This window comes from Ruegeria sp. AL2, from assembly GCF_056540845.1.
Genome location: NZ_JBQFXM010000004.1, coordinates 53,206 through 72,734 on the forward strand (window position 1 = coordinate 53,206; position 19,529 = coordinate 72,734).

Annotated in this window: 20 protein-coding genes; 14 read left to right on the forward strand and 6 right to left on the reverse strand. The window is 57.1% G+C overall.

The genetic code is table 11. The features are described from left to right. Positions 1-10: 10 nt before the first annotated feature. The 7 genes from ACR0ID_RS07490 to pheT all read left to right on the forward strand — a co-directional run bounded on the left by ACR0ID_RS07490 (position 11) and on the right by pheT (position 8,693). The gene (locus tag ACR0ID_RS07490; protein ID WP_480604649.1) at positions 11-736 is read left to right on the forward strand and encodes a 16S rRNA (uracil(1498)-N(3))-methyltransferase; all 726 of its coding nucleotides are present in this window, start codon (positions 11-13) and stop codon (positions 734-736) included. Next, entirely contained in the window at positions 733-1,578 is an 846-nt protein-coding gene (locus ACR0ID_RS07495) for a GNAT family N-acetyltransferase (RefSeq protein ID WP_480604650.1), read from the forward strand. The genes ACR0ID_RS07490 and ACR0ID_RS07495 overlap by 4 nt, the downstream gene beginning before the upstream one ends. Then, positions 1,575-2,102 (forward strand): hypothetical protein, encoded by a 528-nt coding sequence (locus tag ACR0ID_RS07500; RefSeq protein WP_480474930.1) that lies wholly within the window; start codon positions 1,575-1,577, stop codon positions 2,100-2,102. The genes ACR0ID_RS07495 and ACR0ID_RS07500 overlap by 4 nt, the downstream gene beginning before the upstream one ends. Before the next feature lie 66 nt (positions 2,103-2,168). Then, a complete protein-coding gene (locus ACR0ID_RS07505) occupies positions 2,169-3,539 on the forward strand; it encodes a glutamate--cysteine ligase (protein ID WP_267365439.1) in 1,371 nt (456 codons plus the stop codon). Positions 3,540-3,610: 71 nt separating this feature from the next. After that, on the forward strand, positions 3,611-4,684 hold the full coding sequence (pheS, locus tag ACR0ID_RS07510) for a phenylalanine--tRNA ligase subunit alpha (protein ID WP_480518332.1): 1,074 nt from the start codon (positions 3,611-3,613) through the stop codon (positions 4,682-4,684). A 727-nt stretch (positions 4,685-5,411) separates the two neighbouring features. After that, positions 5,412-6,218, forward strand: coding sequence for a CE1 family esterase (locus tag ACR0ID_RS07515; RefSeq protein ID WP_480604651.1), 807 nt, complete (start codon positions 5,412-5,414; stop codon positions 6,216-6,218). A gap of 78 nt (positions 6,219-6,296) precedes the next feature. Beyond that, positions 6,297-8,693 carry a phenylalanine--tRNA ligase subunit beta gene (pheT, locus tag ACR0ID_RS07520; RefSeq protein WP_480604653.1) on the forward strand — a complete coding sequence of 799 codons (2,397 nt, stop codon included), beginning with the start codon at positions 6,297-6,299 and terminating at the stop codon, positions 8,691-8,693. A gap of 43 nt (positions 8,694-8,736) precedes the next feature. Here the strand turns inward: pheT and ACR0ID_RS07525 are convergent, their stop codons facing one another. Further along, positions 8,737-9,621, reverse strand: coding sequence for a LysR family transcriptional regulator (locus ACR0ID_RS07525; protein ID WP_480604654.1), 885 nt, complete (start codon positions 9,619-9,621; stop codon positions 8,737-8,739). A gap of 86 nt (positions 9,622-9,707) precedes the next feature. On the opposite strand from ACR0ID_RS07525, the gene ACR0ID_RS07530 reads away from it, so the two are divergent. Continuing rightward, the gene (locus ACR0ID_RS07530) at positions 9,708-10,340 is read left to right on the forward strand and encodes a class I SAM-dependent methyltransferase (protein WP_480604655.1); all 633 of its coding nucleotides are present in this window, start codon (positions 9,708-9,710) and stop codon (positions 10,338-10,340) included. Between the two features lie 75 nt (positions 10,341-10,415). Continuing rightward, a complete protein-coding gene (locus ACR0ID_RS07535) occupies positions 10,416-10,865 on the forward strand; it encodes a YtoQ family protein (protein WP_480604657.1) in 450 nt (149 codons plus the stop codon). A 47-nt stretch (positions 10,866-10,912) separates the two neighbouring features. Here the strand turns inward: ACR0ID_RS07535 and ACR0ID_RS07540 are convergent, their stop codons facing one another. After that, positions 10,913-11,611: a glutathione S-transferase family protein gene (locus tag ACR0ID_RS07540; RefSeq protein ID WP_480604659.1), complete on the reverse strand. Its 699-nt coding sequence runs from the start codon at positions 11,609-11,611 to the stop codon at positions 10,913-10,915. 143 nt (positions 11,612-11,754) lie between these two features. Here ACR0ID_RS07540 and mscL point away from each other — a divergent pair, with 143 nt between their 5' ends. After that, positions 11,755-12,183, forward strand: coding sequence for a large conductance mechanosensitive channel protein MscL (mscL, locus tag ACR0ID_RS07545; RefSeq protein ID WP_480474950.1), 429 nt, complete (start codon positions 11,755-11,757; stop codon positions 12,181-12,183). A gap of 130 nt (positions 12,184-12,313) precedes the next feature. Continuing rightward, complete coding sequence (locus ACR0ID_RS07550; protein WP_480604882.1) at positions 12,314-13,102, forward strand: mechanosensitive ion channel family protein; 789 nt, start codon at positions 12,314-12,316, stop codon at positions 13,100-13,102. A gap of 161 nt (positions 13,103-13,263) precedes the next feature. On the opposite strand, the gene ald is transcribed toward ACR0ID_RS07550, so the two are convergent. Beyond that, positions 13,264-14,382: an alanine dehydrogenase gene (gene ald, locus ACR0ID_RS07555; RefSeq protein WP_480474952.1), complete on the reverse strand. Its 1,119-nt coding sequence runs from the start codon at positions 14,380-14,382 to the stop codon at positions 13,264-13,266. Positions 14,383-14,517: 135 nt separating this feature from the next. Between ald and ACR0ID_RS07560 the strand changes: the two genes are divergently transcribed. Beyond that, entirely contained in the window at positions 14,518-14,976 is a 459-nt protein-coding gene (locus ACR0ID_RS07560) for an Lrp/AsnC family transcriptional regulator (RefSeq protein WP_209506641.1), read from the forward strand. Between the two features lie 3 nt (positions 14,977-14,979). Here the strand turns inward: ACR0ID_RS07560 and ACR0ID_RS07565 are convergent, their stop codons facing one another. Further along, positions 14,980-15,819, reverse strand: a complete 840-nt coding sequence (locus ACR0ID_RS07565; protein ID WP_480604661.1) for a CPBP family intramembrane glutamic endopeptidase — start codon at positions 15,817-15,819, stop codon at positions 14,980-14,982. A gap of 252 nt (positions 15,820-16,071) precedes the next feature. Here ACR0ID_RS07565 and ppk2 point away from each other — a divergent pair, with 252 nt between their 5' ends. Next, complete coding sequence (ppk2, locus tag ACR0ID_RS07570; RefSeq protein WP_267365547.1) at positions 16,072-17,010, forward strand: polyphosphate kinase 2; 939 nt, start codon at positions 16,072-16,074, stop codon at positions 17,008-17,010. A gap of 48 nt (positions 17,011-17,058) precedes the next feature. Here ppk2 and ACR0ID_RS07575 read toward each other — a convergent pair whose 3' ends face one another. Both ACR0ID_RS07575 and rpsU read right to left on the reverse strand, forming a co-directional pair. Next, on the reverse strand, positions 17,059-18,186 hold the full coding sequence (locus ACR0ID_RS07575) for a CAP domain-containing protein (RefSeq protein WP_480604663.1): 1,128 nt from the start codon (positions 18,184-18,186) through the stop codon (positions 17,059-17,061). 297 nt (positions 18,187-18,483) lie between these two features. Continuing rightward, complete coding sequence (gene rpsU / locus ACR0ID_RS07580) at positions 18,484-18,690, reverse strand: 30S ribosomal protein S21 (protein WP_005614280.1); 207 nt, start codon at positions 18,688-18,690, stop codon at positions 18,484-18,486. Positions 18,691-18,801: 111 nt separating this feature from the next. Between rpsU and ACR0ID_RS07585 the strand changes: the two genes are divergently transcribed. Further along, positions 18,802-19,494: a COQ9 family protein gene (locus tag ACR0ID_RS07585; protein ID WP_480474958.1), complete on the forward strand. Its 693-nt coding sequence runs from the start codon at positions 18,802-18,804 to the stop codon at positions 19,492-19,494. The last annotated feature ends 35 nt before the right edge of the window (positions 19,495-19,529 follow it).

A 19,529-nucleotide genomic window follows, 5' to 3' on the forward strand; every position in this document is an offset into this window, starting at 1 on the left:
TGTAGGTCTCATGAGTGCGAAAATCAGACTGTATGTAGAGCAGCCCTTGGGTCAGGGGCAATCGGTTCCTTTGACACGCGATCAGGCGCACTATCTGTTTGGCGTCATGCGACTGCCGGTTGGCGGAGCAGTGGCGCTATTTAACGGCAAAGATGGAGAGTGGCTAGCCGAGGTGGCTGAGTCCGGAAAACGTGGCGGCGCTCTGACCTGTATCAGGCAGACCAAACCTTTGCAGCTGCCCCCCGATCTGTGGTTCCTGTTTGCGCCGATCAAAAAGGCGCGCACCGATTTCATTGTTGAAAAAGCCGCTGAAATGGGCGCGGCTCGCATCCTGCCAGTTCAGACCGAATTCACCAACGCAGACCGTATCCGGCAAGACCGGCTTCAGGCTCATGCAATCGAAGCCGCTGAACAATGCGGAGGAACCTACGTGCCCGAAGTGGCAGACCTTCAGCGGCTGGACGGCGTGCTGAAGACCTGGCCTGAAGGTCGGCAGTTGATGTTCTGCAACGAAGCCGAGGTCGGCTCGGCCTTGCGGCTGGCAGCGAATGAAAAAGGGCGCCCCTGGGCTATTCTCATCGGCCCGGAAGGCGGGTTTTCCAACGCTGAGCGCGCACGGCTATCGGCTTTGCCCTATGCGCATGTGGTCAGTCTTGGCCCGCGTATTCTGCGGGCGGATACAGCGGCGGTGGCCGCGTTGACCATGTGGCAGCAGGCATTGGGAGATTGGTCGTGATTCGCGAGGCGGTTCAATCGGATGCCCCGGCGCTTGAGAGGTTTCTGGCCCGCTACCCTGACAGTTCAATGTTCTTGCGCGGCAATTTGGCGGCTCATGGGGTGGGGTTGAATGCGAATGAATATTCCAGCCGCTACTTCATCTGGGGTGAGGATCAGGTTCAGGGTGTCTTCGGGCTCAGCAAGAAGGGCTATCTGATGGTTCAATTGCCCAACGCTGAAACCGAAGCTGCCGAGTGGTTCGCTCGGATAATCGAAGGCGAAACCGTTTTGGGTATGACGGGGGATGCACCTCAGGTCGAGTTGACGTTGGGCGCTCTGGGATTGGGGAAGGCGAAGTACCGGTTGAATCACGATGAACCGCTTTATCGACGTGACCTGCGCGGTCTGACTGAGGTACCTGTTCCTTATCGCGCTTTGCGCGCCGAGGATCGAGCAAGGCTGCACACTTGGTTTGCGGATTACATCGAGGATACCGGACAAGCCGCAGGCGAAGAGGCGCGTGAGCTTGCCGCAGAGCGCGTCGAGGCGGAAATGACCGCAGGCAGGGCGATTGTCCTGATGGAAGGCGACGCGCCGGTTGCCATGGCGTCTGTAAATGCCAGGGTTCACGACCAAGTTCAGGTCGGTGGTGTTTTTGTTCCACGTAAAAACAGAAACCGTGGCCTGGGTCGACGGGTCACGACCGCATTGATGCAGAAAGCAAAAACCGAGGGCGCGGCGGCCGCGATCCTGTTTGCGAACAACGCACCTGCCGCCCGTGCCTATGAGGCGATCGGGTTCCAACAGGTGGGCTGGTACAAGGTCGCTTTGCTTCAGGAACCGCAAAGGGTGCTCTCATGAGTTTCATCCGACCCGAAGCAAAACTGGCGCTTTGGCGTTGGCGCGAGGTTCTGGTCGCGGCTTTTGTCCTGATCCTTGGTCTGAGCTGGATCAGCGGGCCGGGTGGGCTGTTGGCCTGGGTAGGCTGGTTTCTGATTGTCGTGTCAGCGGCTTTGGCTGTGATCGGCATTCAGCGCGCGCGTTTCAGAACAGGGGCGGGTGGGCAAGGTGTCGTGACGATTGATGAAGGCCAGATCACTTATCTGGGTCCCTTGGATGGCGGCATCGTCGCGTCCCGCGAAATTGAGCGTCTGGCCCTTGACCCGACCTCCGACCCCGCACATTGGGTTCTGGATCAGCCGGGCCAGCCAGCGCTTCACATTCCTGTGAATGCAGAAGGAGCCGAGGCGTTGTTCGACGTATTCTCAAACCTGCCGGGCCTCAAAACCGAGCAAATGCTGTCGGAACTCAACGGCAAATCGCAGCATCCGGTCGTTATCTGGGAACGTACACCGTCGCGCCCGGCGCATTTGCCGTTGCATTGACACTGGCGCCATTTACGACCACCACTTGACCTTCAAAACAGACACAGCAGGATCGGAGCACGGTTCATGTCCATCCCTCAGTCCGGCGGCGGTCCGATCGAACGCCATGAACAACTGGCCGAATATCTGGAATCGGGTTGCAAACCCAAGCAAGATTGGCGCATCGGCACCGAGCATGAGAAATTCGGCTATTGCAAGGACACGCTGAAACCTCTGCCTTTTGAAGGAAAGCGATCCATTGTCGCCGTGTTGGAGGGGTTGCGGGATCGCCACGGCTGGGGAGAGGTCCGTGAATCCGGTCATCTGATCGGTCTGGAAAAGGACGGCGCAAATGTCAGCCTTGAACCGGGTGGCGCGCTGGAGCTGTCGGGCGCCCCTCTGGAGACGATCCATGAAACCTGCGATGAGGTGAACACTCACCTGCGCGAGGTGAAGGATATCGCCGATGAGATCGGCGTGGGATTCATCGGTCTGGGCGCGGCGCCGATCTGGACGCATGACCAGATGCCGCTGATGCCCAAGGGGCGGTATCGGCTGATGAACGATTATATGGAAAAAGTCGGCACCATGGGCCGCGCCATGATGCGGCGGACGTGTACCGTTCAGGTCAATATCGACTTCGGGTCCGAGGCCGACATGGTACAGAAACTGCGCGTGGCGCTGGCGTTGCAGCCGGTGGCGACGGCGCTGTTTGCCAATTCTCCGTTCTTCGAAGGCAAGGTGAACGGCCAGAAAAGCTGGCGCAGCCATATCTGGCGACATCTGGACGATGCGCGCACGGGCATGTTGCCCTTCGTGTTCGAGGATGGCTTTGGATTCGAACGCTATGTCCAATACGCGCTCGATGTTCCGATGTATTTTGTCTACCGCGACGGGCAGTACATCAACGCGCTGGGCATGTCGTTCCGCGATTTCCTCAAGGGTGAATTGCCTGCATTGCCGGGAGAAACGCCGACCCTGTCGGATTGGGCCGATCACCTGACGACGGCCTTCCCCGAGGCGCGGATCAAGAAGTTCATGGAGATGCGCGGCGCGGATGGTGGCCCTTGGCGACGACTTTGCGCCTTGCCGGCCTTCTGGGTCGGGCTGACCTATGACCAAACCGCGCTGGATGCGGCGTGGGATCTGGTCAAGGGCTGGGATGCCGAAACGCGCGAGGGGCTGCGTGTTGCGGCGGCTAAAGACGGGCTTCAGGCGCAGGTTGGCAACGTCAACATGCATGATCTGGCGCGTGAAGTCGTGGCGATCTCCGAGGCGGGCCTGAAAGCCCGCGCGCGCCCCGGTGCTGGTGGGCTGGTCCCGGATGAGACGCATTTCCTGAATGCGTTGAAGGAAAGCATCGACACCGGCAAGGTTCCGGCAGATGAGTTGCTGGAACACTACAATGGCGACTGGAATGGAGACCTGACCCGGATTTATCCCGAATACAGCTATTGATGCGTACCGTCCCGCTTGCATTCGCGGGGCGGGGCCGATAGCAGGTTCTCGACCAAATTCAGAGGGCCGTCATGGACGATCTTAAGGCAAAGTATCTGGGCCAAATCGCCGAGGCAGGCGACGAAAACGCGCTTGAGGCGATCCGCGTCGCGGCTGTTGGCAAAAAAGGCGAGGTCGCGTTGAAGATGCGCGAGCTGGGCAAGATGACGCCCGAGGAACGTCAGGTCGCAGGCCCGGCGCTGAATGCCCTGAAGGATGAGATTAACTCGGCGCTGTCCGCCAAAAAAGCCGCGCTGGCCGATGTTGCACTGGATGAGCGCCTGCGGACCGAATGGCTGGACGTCACCCTGCCGACCCGCCCGCGCCGTCAGGGGTCAATCCACCCGATCAGCCAGGCGACCGAGGAACTGACCGCGATCTTTGCTGAACTGGGCTTCTCGGTGGCCGAAGGGCCGCGTGTTGAAGACGACTGGTACAATTTCGACGCGCTGAACATCCCCGGTCACCACCCCGCACGGGCCGAGATGGACACGTTCTATATGTACCGCGCCGAGGGTGATAACCGCCCGCCGCACGTGCTGCGCACCCATACCTCGCCGGTACAGATCCGGTCGATGGAAAAACAGGGCGCGCCGATCCGCGTGATCTGTCCGGGCGGCGTCTACCGCGCCGATTACGACCAGACCCACACGCCGATGTTCCATCAGGTCGAGGGGCTGGCCATCGACAAAGACATCTCGATGGCGAACCTGAAATGGGTTCTGGAAGAATTCGTGAAAGCGTTCTTCGAGGTCGACGATGTCGAACTGCGCTTCCGCGCCTCGCATTTCCCCTTCACCGAGCCATCGGCCGAGGTCGATATCCGCTGTTCCTGGGATAACGGTCAGCTGAAGATCGGCGAGGGCGACGACTGGATGGAGATTCTGGGTTCCGGCATGGTCCACCCCAAGGTGATCGCCGCTGGAGGGATCGACCCCGAGGTCTATCAGGGTTTTGCATTCGGGATTGGCATCGACCGTCTGGCGATGCTGAAATACGGCATTCCGGATTTGCGGGCGTTCTTTGATTCTGACCTGCGCTGGCTGCGCCACTATGGGTTCGCGGCGCTGGATATGCCGAACCTGCATGGTGGTTTGTCGCGGTGAATAAAAACCAGCGGGTTCGGAAAGCGGTACTTCAGCGATTTGAAGTATCGCCACACCCATGGCTCCGATGGAAGCGTGCTTGGTCAGACGAGCATGGGAATCCCTTTGAGGATTATCCAGATTGGTCAAATGAGGAGTTTGACCAAATAAGGTTCTTGCGTGACGAAGAGCTTTTTGAAGAAAGATATGAATCGAGCAGCAGATCTTCTTACCTCACACCGGATGATCCTTGTGAATATCTCTTGCGCCTGAATAGTAAGGGCTTTGACGAACTTGAGAGGCTATCGCAACCTTGGTGGAGAAAGTGGTTCGCGAATGTAGTTGGTAACATCCCAACCGTTTTTGTGTCCGTTGTTACAGCGGTGTTTATTGCTTGGGCGCTCAAACAATTGGGGCTCGACTAGACTAATGAGATTCTACATTGCGCGGAGCAAAGGCCGACAGGCAGCCGCGCTATCGCCAGACTGCCCGCACGGGCTGGCGATTTGTCCCCGACAGTACAACGCTCGAACAGCGCTCGGACTTGGCCAGCATAAACTGCCCACCACAACCCAAGGATCGCCATCCCGCGGTCTGGCCACAGCGCGGCTTGATGCTTTGACCTGATGTAGGGCGGGCTTCAGCCCGCCATGTGCGATGGGTGGGTGCCGGGCTGAAGCGCGGCCTGCGTTCGGACCACACCGATATGTTAAGTGACAGGGCGGAATGCCTCGTTAGGGTCGGGCGCATGATCTGTCGATTGCTCTGCCTTCTCCTGTTAATTGCCTCGCCCGCCTTTGCCATGGGTCCCTGGAAAACAGAATGCCACGGCGATATTGCCTGTGATCTCGGTGACCGTTCGTATCACGTTCTCGAACCTGATGGCTGGGATGGTGAAACACCTCTGCCCGTGCTGCTGCATTTCCATGGTTGGGCGCGGCAAGGAACCGTGGTGGTGAACCACGAACGGATTGCAGGGGCCACGAAGCGTCGGGGTGTGCTGCTGGTGGCCCCGAACGGTTTGGGCAAAAGCTGGAATTTCTGGTCTGCAAGCTCGGATGATGTGCCTTTTGCCGACCGGGTGCTTGAGGATATCGCCAGGCGCTATCCGATAGACCCGACCCGCATCTATGTATCAGGCTATTCCTTTGGCAGTGCGATGGCGTGGCGCTTTGTCTGCGAAACCGGCGATGATATCGCGGCACTGCTGGGTGTGGCGGGAACACTCCGCCAGACCGAGACCTGCCCGCAAGCCCCGCGAGAGGCGCGGCATGTCCATGGGACAGATGACACGGTAATGGATTTCCCGTTTGGTCCGGGTGGCGACATGACATACCCGGTGGCGCTGTGGCGTGAGAAATATGGCTGCGGTGCAGCGACTCCGCGCGGTGATTGGAGTGTGGAACCGTTCCTGACGCTCAGACGAGTGGAATGGACCGATTGCGCGCAGGGGCAGGTGACGCTGGACACGCATCCCGGTGGGCATTTCATCCCCCATGGCTGGATCGGATGGCAGCTGGATGAGCTTTTGGGCCGCACCCCCACCTATCCGTGACGCGCAGAGCTTGCACCCCGGCGCATTCTTTGCCATTGCCTGTGCCGACTGGATGTTTGCCAAAAAAGGCCCCGTGCAATGAAATTCACTCTGTCCTGGCTGAAAGACCACCTCGACACTGATGCTTCGGTTGATGAAATCGCCGAGGCGCTGACCGATCTCGGGCTTGAGGTCGAAGAGATCGTGAACCCGGCCGAACGGCTGGCAGGCTTTACGCTGGGCTATGTGAAACACGCCGAAAAACACCCTGACGCAGACAAGCTGCGCGTTTGCAAGGTCGATACAGACGAGGGCGAGCTACAGATCATTTGCGGTGCACCCAATGCGCGTGAAGGGATCACGGTCGTGGTCTGCAAACCGGGCATGTACATCCCTGGCCTGGACCTGACCATCAGCGTCGGCAAGATCCGCGGTGTCGAAAGCTTTGGCATGATGGCGTCCGAGCGTGAGCTGGAACTGTCGGATGAACATGACGGCATCATCGAACTGCCCTCGGGCGAAGTGGGTGATACATTTGTGGACTGGCTTGCAGAAAACGACCCTTCCAAAGTCGACCCGATGATCGAAATCGCGATCACTCCGAACCGCCCGGATGCGCTGGGGGTTGAAGGGATTGCGCGCGATCTGGCCGCGCGTGGAATTGGCACGTTGAAGCAGCGTGACTATACGCATGTTCCGGGTGATTTCGATTGCCCGATCAAGGTGACGATCGACGAAGACACGCTGGATGGCGCGCCACATTTCACTGGCCGTCTGATCCGTGGCGTGAAGAATGGCCCCAGCCCGCAATGGCTGCAGGATATGTTGAAGGCCATAGGTCTGCGTCCTATCTCGGCGCTGGTGGATATCACCAATTATATGACCTACGATCACAATCGCCCGCTGCACGTGTTCGACGCCGACAAGGTTCAGGGCAACCTGCGGGTGCACCGCGCCAAAGGCGGCGAGACGCTGGTTGCGCTGGATGAAAAAGAATACACGCTGCAAACCGGAATGATGGTGATTTCGGATGACAAAGGTCCGGAGTCGATTGCGGGCATCATGGGCGGTGAGGAAACCGGATGTACCGAGGAAACGGTAAACGTCTTCCTTGAAAGCGCGTTCTGGGATCATGTTCAGATCGCTCTCACAGGCCGTGCGCTCAAGATCAATTCTGACGCGCGCTATCGGTTCGAGCGCGGTGTCGACCCGGAATACACCCGCGAGGGGCTGGAACACGCGACCCAGATGATTCTGGACATCTGCGGTGGAGAAGCCTCCAACGTGGTTGAGGCTGGTAAAGCGCCGAACCATGCGCGTGCCTACAAGCTGAATGCGGAAAGGGTGCAGTCTCTGGTCGGGATGGATATTCCCGAAAGCGAACAGCGACAGACCCTGACCCGTCTGGGCTTTCGTCTGGAAGGTGAGATGGCCCATGTCCCCAGCTGGCGCCCGGATATCCTGGGCGAGGCCGATCTGGTGGAAGAAGTCGCGCGGATTGCTTCCTTGACAAAGCTGCAAGGCAGGCCGCTGCCGCGCGTGACCGAGGGGATACCGAAACCGGTAATGACCCCGACACAACGCCGTCAGTCCATGGCGCGCCGTACCTGCGCGGTGCTGGGTTACAACGAATGCGTCAGTTATACGTTCATTGATCAGGCCTCGGCGGCTTTGTTCGGTGGTGGCGATACTACGACCATGCTCGAAAACCCGATTTCATCCGAGATGAGCCATATGCGCCCCGATCTGCTGCCTGGCTTGTTGCAGGCTGCGGCCCGCAATCAGGCGCGCGGTTTCGCGGATGTCGCCTTGTTCGAGGTCGGCCCGGTCTTTCACAATGGCGAGCCGGGTGATCAGAAAACCCAGATCACCGGCCTGCTGGTTGGACGTTCGGGCCCCAAGGATGTGCACGGTGCTGCGCGTCCGGTGGATGTGTTCGATGCCAAGGCTGATGTCGAGGCTGTACTGGCTGCCATTGGTGCGCCCGAAAAGGTTCAGATTTTGCGCGACGGCGATCCATGGTGGCATCCGGGTCGCCATGGCAAAATCTGTCTGGGTCCGAAAAAAGTACTGGGTGTCTTCGGAGAGCTGCATCCGCGCGTTTTGCAGGCGATGGACATAAAAGGTCCGGCAATGGCGTTCACCATCTGGCCGGACGAAGTGCCTTTGCCCCGCAAATACGGTGCCACTCGCGCTGCGCTGGAACTACGCGACTTGCAGGCGGTCGAGCGTGATTTTGCCTTTGTCGTCGATGCCGATGTCGAAGCGCTGACGTTGGTGAACGCAGCCGCGGGTGCCGACAAGGCGCTGGTCGAGAGCGTGCGTGTCTTTGACGAATTCATCGGCGGCAGCCTTGGCGAAGGCAAAAAGTCTCTTGCCATTACCGTGCGCCTGCAACCGACTGAGGCGACGCTGAAGGAAAAAGACATCGAAGCCGTGGCCGAGAAGATCATTGCTAAGGTTGCCAAGGCGACGGGCGGAGTTCTGCGCGGTTAGAGCTCTGAGGCTCCAATGGAAAGCGCGCCTTCGGGCGCGTTTTTTATTTGGACAGGAACTTGGTCAGTAAGTCATAGACCAGCCGGATGCGGCGGCTGGTGTGCAACTCGCGATGCGTGGTCAACCAGATCGGAAATGTGATAGCCTCCATCCCGGGGCATACACGCTCCATACCTGGTGTCGCATCGCCGACGGTCTGCGACATGGGCGCGATGCCAAAGCCTTGTTTGGCGTATTCCCAAGCCACTATTCCGTTCTGAGACCCAAGCCGGAAATTCTCGTTGGTCAGGTGAATGCCAAGCGGCTTCAGATAGGCGATCATCTGATTGTTGTCGCCAAAGCTGATGAACTCATGCCGTGAAAGGTCCAGCTTTGATTTTGGGCGTCCCGCACGGTTGAGATACTCTGTGGTTGCATAGAAATGCCCCGACGCCTCCTGTACCAGCTTCGCGATTAGGTCGGGTTGATCAGGACGGACATGGCGGATCGCGATATCTGCCTCGCGCCGCATAAGATCCTGAATATCGTTTGAGGCAATCACGTCAATCCGCAGGCGCGGGGCTTGCGCCCGGATTTCGCGCAGCAGGTCGGGCAAGACATAGGCCGACATCACGTCACTGGCGGTGATGCGAACCCGGCCTTCAATGGATTGTGCCTGTCCGGACGCCGTCAGCGCGATGCGGTTGGCGGCGTCCCCCATTTTGCGAGTATGATCCAGCAGCTCCAATCCGGCCTGAGTGATCTCAAGGGTTCTGCCAACCCGTTCAAACAGCATCACGCCCAAGTCCTGTTCAAGCGCTGCTATCTGGCGACTCAGGGTAGGCTGCGTTTGCCGCAGCTGCCGTGCCGCCGCGGAAAATGACCCAGTTTCAGCCGTCGCCAGAAAGGCCCGGATGTGGTTCCAATCAAAATCGCCAAACTCATTCATACAAAAATGTATAGTAAACCTGCAAATTTCGGCAATTTATATTCGGTCTGCGCATGAATAAATTCTCGCCGAAAGGAGACTCCTCAATGACCACCACTGCGAAATTCTGGGATGGAGTGGCCGAGAAATATGCCTGCTCGCCCATAAAAGACATGGCTTCGTACGAGCATACGCTGGAACGGACAGCGTCTTACCTGAAGAAATCCGATGATGTTCTGGAACTTGGGTGCGGCACAGGCATGACTGCGCTGAAGCTGTCCGGATATGTAGGATCTATCACTGCAACCGATGTGTCCCCCGGTATGTTGGCCGTTGGACGTCGAAACGCCGCTTCGCAAAGCATCGAAAACGTCACCTTTACCGAGGCTGATGCAAATCGACCGCCTGAGGGTTCTTTTGATGCGGTGCTGGCATTCAATCTTTTGCACCTGGTCGAAGATCTGGATCTGACATTGAGCCGAGTACATTCGGTCCTTAGACCCGGCGGACTGTTTATCTCGAAAACATTTTGCCGACCGTCCAGCGGAGCGAGCCTGAAGTATTACGCTATTCGTCTCGCGCTTCCGATCATGCAGTTCTTTGGTAAGGCTCCGTTTGTGCGATTCCTGTCTGAGGCGGATCTTGATGCGGCCATTGAACACGCCGGGTTCCGCATCATCGAGAGCGACAGTTTCCCCGTACGTGACGCTCGCCGATTCCTAGTGGCTCGTAAAATGTAAGCGTTTTTCCGGAATCCGCGTTGGGCTTTGGGTGTGGGACCCTTAAATTGGTCGGAAACAACAGCGGAGTTTGCCATGGGCCTGAACGTTTATCTTTCCGGAGAAATCCACACTGACTGGCGTGAACAGATCATCGATGGGGCGCAAGGCTTGGACGTGACCTTCAACGGCCCTGTAACCGATCACGCGGCCAGTGATGATTGTGGTGTGGCCATTCTTGGGGCCGAGCCGAACAAGTATTGGCACGACCACAAGGGAGCGATGGTCAATGCGATCCGGACCCGCAAGGGGATTGCGGATGCGGATGTTGTCGTCGTCAGGTTTGGCGACAAATACAAGCAGTGGAACGCCGCCTTTGACGCGGGTTATGCTGCAGCATTGGGCAAGTCGATCATCGTTCTGCATGGCCCGGATCACCAGCACGCGCTGAAAGAGGTTGATGCCGCCGCGTTGGCTGTGGCGGAAGAACCCGTTCAGGTGGTCGAAATTCTACGTTACGTGCTGACAGGCACTCTGCCCGGCTGATCGATAAAAGGGGCGCCGGTTTGGCGCCCCATTTCTTTTAACTGTTATCAGTCTCGTGCGGGTATGGCTTTGCCGCGCTGAACCGCTGGGCGTTGGAAGAAACGATCGACATAAGCAACGACATTGGAATAACCGTCCCAGTCAACAACATCCTTAGTACCATAGAAATCCAGTGCATTCAGCCACGGAGCAAGAGCGATATCCGCGATGGAATACTCGCCCGCGATCCAATCCTGTCCTTCCAGTTGCGTATTCACCACGTTCAGCAGGCGCTTGGCTTCGTTAATGTAACGCTCGCGCGGGCGCGGATCTTCTATCGCGCTGCCTGCGAATTTGTAGAAAAAGCCTAGCTGGCCAAACATTGGCCCGATGCCGCCCATTTGAAACATCAGCCATTGTGTGATCCGGTGCTTGTCTGCCGCGTTTTGGCCAAGAAACTTACCTGTTTTCTCGGCCAGATACAGAAGGATGGCACCGCTTTCGAACAGGGCCAGCGGCACGCCATCCGGACCGTCGGGGTCGATTATCGCCGGGATCTTGTTGTTCGGGTTCAGCGACAGGAACTCGGAGCTTTTGACATCCGCATCTGCCAGTGTCACCAGATGCGCCTCATAGGGCAGGCCGGTTTCCTCAAGCATGATCGAGGCTTTTACGCCGTTTGGCGTTGGATAGGAGTAAAGTTGAAGGATGCTGGGATCCTTCGCAGGCCATCTGTCGGTTACGAAAAAAGGCGTAAGTTGAGACATGAAACCTCCTGAGTAATGCCGTTTGGGGAAAAGTAGGGTGGCTTTCCCCTAAAAAACATACCCTTCTTCATGCGTTTAACGCACAATTCCTATGCGCTCATGCGTGAACAGAGGCGTGGACTTAAAAAAACAAGAGGGATGCTATGCTGGAAGAATTCAAGACTTTCATTGCCAAGGGCAATGTCATGGACATGGCGGTCGGGATCATTATCGGTGCCGCGTTTACCGCAATTGTTACCTCGTTGGTGGGCGACCTGATCAATCCGCTTATTGGATTGTTCACAGGGGGTATCGACTTTACGAACAACTACGCCGTTCTGGCAGGCGATGTGGCCGAAGGTGCCAGCCTTGAAGCGGCACGTGAAGCAGGCGCATCCGTCTTTGCCTATGGTGCTTTCATAATGGCGATCATCAATTTCCTGATCATCGCCTGGGTTGTCTTCATGCTGGTAAAAATGGTGAACAAGGTCAAAGACGCTGCCGAAGCAGAGGAAGAAGCGGCTGAAGAAGCCCCCACAGGTCCTAGCGAATTGGACATCCTGATGGAAATCCGGGACGCTTTGAAGAAGTAGGCCTGTCGTTTCATCGCGACATCGGGCTCCGCACAAATCGCGGAGCCTGTATTATTAGAATTGCCGAACAGAAAACACGAGGAAATTCGAGATGGAACAAACCGCCGACTTGGCCGAGCAGGCGATTGGTATGGCCAATCAATACTTGCCCATTGCCTTGAATGCAGCGAAAGCTCTGATCGTTCTTGTTTTGGGTTGGATCGCCGCCCGAACGATCGCGGGTGTAGTACGCCGCCGGATCAACAAAACACCACAGATCGACCCGACACTTGGGAATTTTGCCGCCAGTGTGATCAAGTGGGCAATTCTGGCCATAGTTCTGGTCGCCGTTCTGGGTATCTTCGGGATAGAAGCCACCAGTATCGTCGCCATTCTGGGTGCTGCCTCGCTGGCTGTCGGGTTGGCACTTCAGGGTACGCTGAGTGATCTTGCGGCCGGTGTGATGTTGGTGGTTTTCCGGCCCTACAAGCTGGGACAGTATGTGGATATCGGTGGCACGGCAGGAACCGTTATGGACCTGAGCCTGTTCACGACCGAGCTTGTGACCCCCGACAACGTGCAGATCATTGTTCCAAACGGTCAGGCATGGGGGTCGATCATCACCAATTATTCAGCCCATGACACACGGCGTGTCGATCTGGTGTTTGGAATTGATTACGGGGACAGCGCAGATACCGCCATGCAGATCATTCTGGATGTGGCCAAGGCCGACCAGCGCATTCACAGCGACCCTGAACCCTGGGTGCGGGTCACGAATCTGGGTGACAGCTCGGTCGATCTGACTGCGCGGCTATGGTGTGCGGCAGCCGATTACTGGGACGTCAAGTTCGAGCTTACGAAAGTGGTGAAAGAGGCGTTTGACGCCAAAGGTGTTTCGATTCCGTATCCACATTCGGTCGAAATTCAAAAAAAGGGGTGACGGCTGGCGCTCAATGATCTGACAGTCTTTCATACCGTCCGCGTATTGAAAAGGGCACCGCGTAGAAACGCGGTGCCCTTTTTTGTGAAAGCCGTCGGTTCGGTACCGAACGCGCCACCCTGAGAATTACCATCACCAGGCAACTTCAGGATAGGAGGCACTTACGATTTGACCACCACATTTGGCGAAACGACGTCGATGCCAAGGGCCTTGCCAACGGCATAGTAGGTCAGTTTGCCAGCATGAACGTTCAAACCTTCCAGCAAGTGCGGATCGTCCTGACATGCCTGTTTCCATCCCTTGTCGGCCAGCGACAGCATGAACGGCATCGTGGCATTGCCCAGTGCGATGGTCGAGGTGCGCGCAACAGCGCCCGGCATGTTGGCCACACAGTAGTGCATGATACCATCGACATTGTAGATCGGGTCTGCATGGGTAGTGGCTTTTGACGTTTCAAAGCACCCGCCTTGGTCGATGGCGACATCCACCAGTACTGCGCCGGGTTTCATCGTCGACAGTTGAGCACGCGACACCAGTTTCGGTGCGGCAGCGCCGGGGATCAGAACAGCACCGATGACCATATCAGCGTCCTGGATCAGTTCAGCGGTGGCGCCCGCTGTCGAATACTGGTTCTTGAAAGTTCCGCCAAAGACATCGTCCAGATAGCGAAGACGCGGCAGTGACCGATCCAGAACGGTGACATCAGCCCCCATTCCGGCGGCAATCTTGGCCGCATGTGTCCCGACGACGCCGCCGCCAATCACAACTACTTTGGCCGGGCCAACGCCGGGAACGCCGCCCATCAGAACCCCACGGCCACCATTTGCCTTCTGCAAGGTCCAGGATCCAACCTGAGGTGCCAGCCGACCGGCGACCTCGGACATGGGTGCCAGCAGCGGCAGACCGCCGTTAGCATCCGTTACGGTCTCATAGGCGATTGCGGTACAGCCCGACTCCAGCAGGTCGTGCGTCTGATCAGGGTCCGGAGCCAGGTGCAGATAGGTGAACAGCAACTGCCCTTCACGCAGCATCTTGCGTTCAACCGCCTGAGGTTCCTTGACCTTGACGATCATGTCAGCGGTGGCAAACACCTCTTCTGCGGTGTCAACGATTTGCGCGCCTGCTGCAACATAGGCGTCATTGTCGAAACCTGCGCCGATGCCTGCACCGGATTCGATCAGGACTCGGTGTCCGCGTGCAACCGCTTCCTGAGCGGCATTGGGCGTCATCCCGACGCGGAATTCCTGAGGTTTGATTTCCTTGGGGCAACCGATTTTCATTGGGCTCTCCGTTCATAAGCTGCTTAAATTATGTGCATTTCGTGGCGCAATTTCTGTGAAAGAAAACGTGCTAATGGACTTTTCTTTGGAAGAATTTCCCGTACTATTCGAAAAACTCGCAAAGGAATTGCAGGAATGAGCCTGGACACGACCGATCGAAAGATTCTGGCCGCACTTCAGAAGAATGGCCGGATGTCGAATTCCGAGTTGTCTGAACAGGTCAACCTGTCTCCGTCTGCGTGCCACCGCCGCGTTCAACGGTTGGAGGTTGACGGCTATATCCGCAACTACGTGGCTCTGCTGGATGCGCGGAAAATGAACGTGCCAACCACCGTTTTTGTCGAAATCACGTTACAAGGTCAGGCCGAAGAGGTTCTGGATGTGTTCGAAAAGGCGGTGGCCCGAATACCGGATGTGCTGGAGTGTCATCTGATGGCAGGTACCGCAGATTACATTCTGAAAGTTGTGGCGGAAAATACAGAAGATTTCGCGCGTATCCACCGGCAATACCTGTCGCGCTTGCCGGGGGTGGCGCAGATGCAAAGCTCATTTGCGTTGCGTACCGTGTTCAAGACCACGGCCTTGCCGGTCTGACCGTCATAATGAGCCGGGATAGGTGAACAGCAGCAGGTGGGTCAGGTTAAACCCGAAATGCATCGCAACAGGCACCCAGAGCCGACCGGTAGCATAATATCCCAACCCGCACCCCAGCCCGAGAAGGGCTGCGAATACTACAAGCGCGGGTCCTCCGCCGATATGCGCCAATCCAAACAGCAGGCTGGCGGAGACCAGACCGCCTGTTACTCCAAGGCGCGAGGTAATGGCCGACTGCAAGTAGCCGCGAAAGAACGCCTCTTCCGTAAGACAAGTCAGAAACAGGTTGGACAGGCAAAATACCATCCACCAATAAGGGGTTGAGAGGTCCAAGCGCACCGCGCCCAGCGATAGACCCAGCAGAAACAGGCCAGGCAAAATCAGCAAACCCGCTAGCAAAGGTCTTATTCTGGTCTGGATTGCGCTGTTCAGCATTCCGGGCCTGGCCAGAAGAACAGCAAAGAAGACCATGGGTTTGTCCAGATTCAGGTGCAGTGTGAAACTTGTGCTGAAAACACTTGCCTGCACCTGATCCAGCAGTTTCAAATTGTTGAACCCTGGGAACAGATGTGCCCCCAATGCGAGGGACCACAGGATCAACAGCGTATGCCCTGCGATAGCGAGCAGACCTGTCTGGCGTGGGAGGAAGAAGGCCACGATCAGACCAAGCGCCACCGCCACGATTGCTGTCGGTGACATCAGCCCGGCAACCCAAGCAACACTGACGAACAGAACCAGCAGGGCAAACGCAAGGCCAGTTCGACGCACCATCGCCGCGACTTGCGCTGTGATCAGGATCAGCCAGGGCCAGATGACAGGCAATGTCGAAAAGAATAACGTCACGGCGTTCTCGTCTGAATTGTGGACCCAGTCATGCCGCACAAAAACAAGGCAATGCAAGCAACTAGAAAGCGCGCGACTGATGCCTTGTGTCAATTCTTGTGCTTGTATCCTTTGGGCCAGACGTACACATTCGGGTAAAAGACCATATACCCGTCCAGACGCTGATTTCCGATTGAGACTGCTGCAACGGATCGGCTTCAATTTACCTGATGACATCAGGCGGTTACACAGGCCCGATATGGTTCGAACCCGATGACTGAGAAGGAGCTGATCTTGGCTTACGAAAACGATGGGGGCACCAAGAACTGGCTTGAGGCCGAGTTGGAAGACACGCTGGACGAAGATTTCGAGATCGAGTTCAGCGAGCCTATGCTGTCCATGGAAGTCCGCAAAATCTATCGGGACCAGCACCCCGAAATGCTGGATCGCAAGGTCTATTTCCGAAACCTGCTGCGATTGCAGGCCGAGTTGATCAAGGTGCAGGATTGGGTGCAGCACACTGGTGCCAAGGTTTGTATCCTGTTTGAAGGCCGTGACAGTGCGGGCAAGGGGGGCGTGATCAAACGGATCACGCAGCGTCTGAACCCCCGTGTCGCCCGTGTGGTTGCCCTGCCAGCGCCCAGTCGCCGCGAGCAGAGCCAATGGTACTTTCAACGCTACGTGCCGCATCTGCCTGCGGCCGGTGAAATCGTGTTGTTCGACCGCTCGTGGTACAACCGGGCAGGGGTTGAACGTGTGATGGGCTTTGCGTCCGAGGACCAGGTTGAACAGTTCTTTCAGGACGTTCCCGAATTTGAACGGATGCTGGTCCGGTCAGGGATCATTCTGCTGAAATACTGGTTTTCGATCACGGATGAAGAGCAGCAACTGCGGTTCCTCATGCGTATTCACGACCCGATGAAACAGTGGAAACTGTCACCGATGGATCTTGAATCCCGTATTCGCTGGGAGGCGTATACGAAGGCCAAGGAAGACATGTTGTTCCGAACCAACATACCCGAAGCACCGTGGTATATCGTTGAGGGCAATGACAAGAAACGCGAACGTCTGAATTGTATTGAGCATCTGTTGACCAGAATCCCCTACGAAGACGTGCCACAGGAAAAGGTCAATTTGCCGGACCGTCGGTACAATCCTGAATACGAGCGGCGGGTTTTGCCAGACGAGCTTTACGTTCCAAAGATTTACTGAGCAACGCATGCGAGGTCGGCAGGGCCGACCTCGCACAATTTCAAGTGATCAGGCTGCATCCATCATGCAGTCATGGGTGAAGATATTGATCATGAAGACATCGCAGCCATCGTCTTCGGCTGTTTCGGTGTCGACAGGCTCAATCTCGGTCTCCGGGGTGGTATCTAGGGTCGGCATGATATCGACGTCGTCGACATCTGCCACATCAGTGCCGCCATTCATGTCGTCGGCCCAATCAAACTCGTCAAACTGCGCTTGCAGGTTTTCAAGGAAGCTGGCGATTTCATCCAGGAAGGCCTGAATGTCAAAGCAGAAGGCTTCCGGCTCACCGCCATCGACGACTTCGGTATCGGGCGCTTCAGGTTCCGGTTCCCCGGTTTCGGTTACGTCAGTATCGGGCGCTTCAGGTTCCGGTTCTTCAGTTTCGGTTACGTCAGTGTCCGGTGTCTCGGGTGTCGGCTCCTCGGTATCGGGGGTTTCAGGTTCCGGTTCTTCGTTCTCAGTGACGTCGGTATCAGGCGATTCGGGGTCCGGTTCTTCCGTCTCTGTGACGTCGGTGTCCGGTGTCTCGGGTGTCGGCTCCTCGGTTTCGGGGGTCTCAGTCCCAGGCTCTTCGGTCACGGTGACGTCAGTATCTGGGGTTTCGGTTTCCGGTTCCTCTGGCTCTGCAACTTCATCCGGTGTTGTCGGGGGAACGGGCGGTGTGTTTGTATTGCCGTTGTCCAGCATGACAGCCGCGTCAGTCGCAGCAAAGTTTTGCGTGACCATCACCGCATCGAAGCCCTGCATGTCACCGGTTTCGATCCCGATCCCGACATACTTGAAATCCGGGTTCAGGATATTGGCGCGGTGACCCGGACTGTTCATCAGGTTTTGATGCAACTGGGCGACATCGTCGCTGATACCCGGCGCGCCGCGTTCGGACTGCCATGCGATGTTTTCCCCGGTGCGCCAGCTTCCCTCAAGATCGAACCCCGCGTTTTGCATCCGCTGGGTTGCGTTGGAACCGCCTGAACCAGTGTGGCTGAAGGTGTCAGTATTCAGCATCCAGGTGCTGTGATCTTCGGACGAGTCGTTCAGCTGCGTTTCAAGTTGCAGCGGGTTGAGACCGCGGGACGTGCGCTCCTGGTTTATCAGCGCCAGCATCTCGCGTTCGTATGTACTTGCAGTCGACATATTTGCCTCCGTTTGTGTTTGTGTCCTTGCGGACGAGCTCACTTAGAGGCGGGGACGTCGCGGGTGATAGAGGGCGGCGCAATTCAGGCGAGTTTTGGCGGCCCGATGCTACCGAGACGAGATTCGCTGCGCTGCAAAGCGCCGGGCAAAACACTGCCTGTACGGAAATGGCAGCTTGCCGCACAACCTGAACCACGAGTCGGCGGATTGTATCCGAGCCCTGAAACGACAAACCCCCGGGCCATGCCTCGGGGGTCGTCAAATAGTGTCATCCAAAGCTGGACGAAATCAAAGATCTCAGAGCAGACCTTCGCGCTGGGCTTTCTTGCGCGCCAGTTTACGGGCACGGCGAATCGCTTCAGCTTTCTCGCGCGCTTTCTTCTCGGACGGTTTCTCGAAATGTTGCTTGAGCTTCATTTCACGGAACACGCCTTCGCGCTGCAGCTTTTTCTTCAGGGCACGAAGCGCCTGATCGACGTTATTGTCGCGAACACTAACCTGCATGTGGTTGTCACCACCTTTCTAGATAGAGTTGCAAGGAAATTGCAGGAGTTGGCCGTATAGCAAAGCCGCCCTAACTTGTCTAGTACTGGACCTGACAACCGGAGAACTGTCATGACCACCACATATGAAGATGCAAAACGGCAGCTTTTGGACGCGATGCTGAACCATGTTCCTTTCGACGGCTGGTCGGAAACCAGCTTTCGCGCCTCGGTTTCCGATTGTGGTCTGGATGACGGTTTGGCACGTGCAATTTGCCCGCGCGGGGCGGTTGATCTGGCACTGGCCTTTCATGCGCGCGGCGATCAGGTGATGCTGGACCGCCTCAGGTCCGAGGACATGAGCGGGCTAAAATTTCGCGACAAGATTGCCGCTGCGGTCCGGTTCCGGTTGCAGGCTGTTGAAGACAAAGAGCTGGTGCGCCGGGGCATGACGCTGTTTTCCCTGCCAGCGTATGCGACCGATGGGGCCAAGGCCTTATGGCAGACCTGCGACCTGATATGGGACGCACTGGGCGATACGTCGGAAGATGTGAACTGGTATACCAAACGGGCAACCTTGTCGGGGGTCTATTCCTCGACCTTGCTGTTCTGGCTGGGTGATGACAGCCCTGACCATCAGCGCACGTGGGAGTTTCTGGATCGCCGGATCGCAAATGTCATGGAGTTCGAAAAGCTCAAGGCTCAGGTGCGTGACAACCCGGTCTTGAAACCCTTTCTTGCAGTTCCAAACTGGCTGGCGGGTCAGGTGAGGGCGCCGGCCAAGATGCGGGATGATCTGCCTGGCATGTTGAACCCCCGAAAGTAACGCGTCTTGGTGCTGGGCCTTGCCTCTGATGCCTG

Bases quoted from the DNA above. Each gene is read 5' to 3' on its own strand.
- ACR0ID_RS07530 (WP_480604655.1), top strand. From the start codon at position 9,708: ATGACCACCACTGCGAAATTCTGGGATGGAGTGGCCGAGAAATATGCC.
- pheT (WP_480604653.1), top strand. From the start codon at position 6,297: ATGAAATTCACTCTGTCCTGGCTGAAAGACCACCTCGACACTGATGCT.
- ACR0ID_RS07490 (WP_480604649.1), top strand. From the start codon at position 11: ATGAGTGCGAAAATCAGACTGTATGTAGAGCAGCCCTTGGGTCAGGGG.
- ACR0ID_RS07535 (WP_480604657.1), top strand. From the start codon at position 10,416: ATGGGCCTGAACGTTTATCTTTCCGGAGAAATCCACACTGACTGGCGT.
- pheS (WP_480518332.1), top strand. From the start codon at position 3,611: ATGGACGATCTTAAGGCAAAGTATCTGGGCCAAATCGCCGAGGCAGGC.
- ald (WP_480474952.1), bottom strand. From the start codon at position 14,382: ATGAAAATCGGTTGCCCCAAGGAAATCAAACCTCAGGAATTCCGCGTC.
- ACR0ID_RS07500 (WP_480474930.1), top strand. From the start codon at position 1,575: ATGAGTTTCATCCGACCCGAAGCAAAACTGGCGCTTTGGCGTTGGCGC.
- mscL (WP_480474950.1), top strand. From the start codon at position 11,755: ATGCTGGAAGAATTCAAGACTTTCATTGCCAAGGGCAATGTCATGGAC.
- rpsU (WP_005614280.1), bottom strand. From the start codon at position 18,690: ATGCAGGTTAGTGTTCGCGACAATAACGTCGATCAGGCGCTTCGTGCC.
- ACR0ID_RS07505 (WP_267365439.1), top strand. From the start codon at position 2,169: ATGTCCATCCCTCAGTCCGGCGGCGGTCCGATCGAACGCCATGAACAA.
- ACR0ID_RS07585 (WP_480474958.1), top strand. From the start codon at position 18,802: ATGACCACCACATATGAAGATGCAAAACGGCAGCTTTTGGACGCGATG.
- ACR0ID_RS07575 (WP_480604663.1), bottom strand. From the start codon at position 18,186: ATGTCGACTGCAAGTACATACGAACGCGAGATGCTGGCGCTGATAAAC.
- ppk2 (WP_267365547.1), top strand. From the start codon at position 16,072: ATGACTGAGAAGGAGCTGATCTTGGCTTACGAAAACGATGGGGGCACC.
- ACR0ID_RS07560 (WP_209506641.1), top strand. From the start codon at position 14,518: ATGAGCCTGGACACGACCGATCGAAAGATTCTGGCCGCACTTCAGAAG.
- ACR0ID_RS07550 (WP_480604882.1), top strand. From the start codon at position 12,314: ATGGCCAATCAATACTTGCCCATTGCCTTGAATGCAGCGAAAGCTCTG.
- ACR0ID_RS07540 (WP_480604659.1), bottom strand. From the start codon at position 11,611: ATGTCTCAACTTACGCCTTTTTTCGTAACCGACAGATGGCCTGCGAAG.
- ACR0ID_RS07525 (WP_480604654.1), bottom strand. From the start codon at position 9,621: ATGAATGAGTTTGGCGATTTTGATTGGAACCACATCCGGGCCTTTCTG.
- ACR0ID_RS07515 (WP_480604651.1), top strand. From the start codon at position 5,412: ATGATCTGTCGATTGCTCTGCCTTCTCCTGTTAATTGCCTCGCCCGCC.